Source organism: Streptomyces apricus (genome assembly GCF_008369065.1).
Classification (GTDB): domain Bacteria; phylum Actinomycetota; class Actinomycetes; order Streptomycetales; family Streptomycetaceae; genus Streptomyces; species Streptomyces apricus.
Window position 1 is genome coordinate 1 of sequence record NZ_VDFC01000183.1, and the last position, 1,817, is coordinate 1,817.

General features: G+C 75.3%; 2 protein-coding genes. Both read left to right on the forward strand.

What is annotated here, in order from left to right; translation table 11 throughout:
- Positions 1-89 precede the first annotated feature (89 nt).
- A complete protein-coding gene (locus FGF04_RS39050) occupies positions 90-665 on the forward strand; it encodes a GNAT family N-acetyltransferase (RefSeq protein WP_149516137.1) in 576 nt (191 codons plus the stop codon).
- A gap of 167 nt (positions 666-832) precedes the next feature.
- On the forward strand, positions 833-1,714 hold the full coding sequence (locus FGF04_RS39055; protein ID WP_149516138.1) for a GNAT family N-acetyltransferase: 882 nt from the start codon (positions 833-835) through the stop codon (positions 1,712-1,714).
- Positions 1,715-1,817 lie beyond the last annotated feature (103 nt).

Genomic DNA, 1,817 nt, shown 5'->3' on the forward strand with positions numbered 1-1,817 from the left:
GTGCCCGGACGGCCCGGGGCGTGCCGCGGCGCGGTGGGCGCGGGCACGCGCCCTTGGCCGCACCGCCGCGCGCGGTGCAGGATCACCCCATGGACAGTCCGCTGACACTCATCCCGCCCGCGCCCCTGCGTCTCGAAGGAGAGGGAGTTCGCCTGCGCGAATGGTCCGAGGACGACCTGGACGCGCTGATCGCGGTGTACGAGGACCCCGAGATGGCCCGCTGGACCCCGGTGCCCTCACCGTTCGACACGGCGGCGGCCCTCGCCTACCTCGCCGGTGCCCGGGAGGCCCGGGCCGAGGGACGCAGGGCGCAGTTCGCGATCACCACGGACGGTGTGCTGCCCCGGGGCGAGGCGCTGCTGTTCCGCAGCGGGACCGACGAGCGGGACGTGGAGATCGCGTACGGCGTGGGTGCCGCCCACCGCGGCCGGGGCCTCGCCTCCCGTGCCGTCCGGCTGCTCGCCGCCTACGCCGTGCGCCACACCGGCGCCCGGCGCGTGGTGCTGTGCATCGAGGAGGCCAACGCGGCCAGTGCCGGCGTCGCCCGGGCCGCCGGCTTCGCCCTCACCGACGACGAGCCGGTGCTGCGGACGTCACGGGGCCGGGAGACCGTCCTGCGGACGTGGAGCCTCACCGCCGCCTCACGCGCCGCCCTGACGCCGTAGCCGGCCGGTCCACGGGCGTCTCGCCGCCGTACGTTCCCGGTCGCGTCGGCGCCGTACGTTCCGGGTCGCGTCGCCGCCGTACGTAATGGTGTTGCGGGGTGTTCTCCGGCACGGCTAGCGTCTGCGGGCTTCCTCGCACCTGCACGCCCGACCGTGACGGAGACGTCTTGCCCCACCGCATCACCGCGCTCACCGACCTCGCCCCCACCGCCTCGGGCAGCCGACCGGCCTGGCTCGCGTCCGACGGCGAGGGGGCGCCGACCGGGTCCGCCTTCCTGCGGATGTTCTCCGGCCGGGGGCAGCGGCATCTCGCCGAGCTGGAGCTCGCCGTGCACCGCTGCGAACGACGGCAGGGCATCGGTACCCGGCTGCTGGCGGCGGCCGTCGCGGCGGCGCGGGACGACGGGCGCCGCTCGCTCCTCGCACAGGCCGAGGACGGCTCGCCCGGTGACCTGTTCCTGGCGGCCCGCGGTTTCCGCCGGGTCCTCGCGCTGACCTACGCCAGGCTGCCGCTGGCCGACGTCGACCTCCGGCGGATGGACGACCTCGTCCGCCGGCCGCACGAGGGATACCGGCTGGTCCGGTGGGAGGGCACGGTGCCGCCCGAACTGGCCCTGTCCTTCGCCGCGTCACGGCGGGCCATGGACGACATGCCGATGGAGGACACCGACTACGGCACGGTCGTCTGGGACGTGGACCGGGTACGCGCCGCCGCCGACGCGGTCGCCGCGCGCGGCGACCTGCTGCACACCGTCGCCGTGGTGCGTACGGCGGACGGATCCGTCGTCGGCTTCTCCGAACTGGTCGTACCGGGCGACGGCCGGGGCGACGGCACGCACTACGGGACCGGCGTGCTGCCCGAGCACCGGGGCCACGGACTGGGCCTGTGGATGAAGGCGGAGTCCGTCCGCCGGGCCCGCGAGCGCCACCCGGAGCTCGGCGGCCTGCTCACCGACACGGCCGACAGCAACACGCACATGCGCGCCATCAACGACACGCTCGGCTATCTGCCCACGCACAAGGCGGTCGAGTACCAGCTCGACCTGTGAGGCGGTCCCCGTACCGGGGCGCGGCGCAAGAGGTGAGGGGCGCGGCGCAAGAGGTGAGGGGCGCGGAGCAAGAGGTACGGGGCGGGGTCTGCGAGTCAAGGGG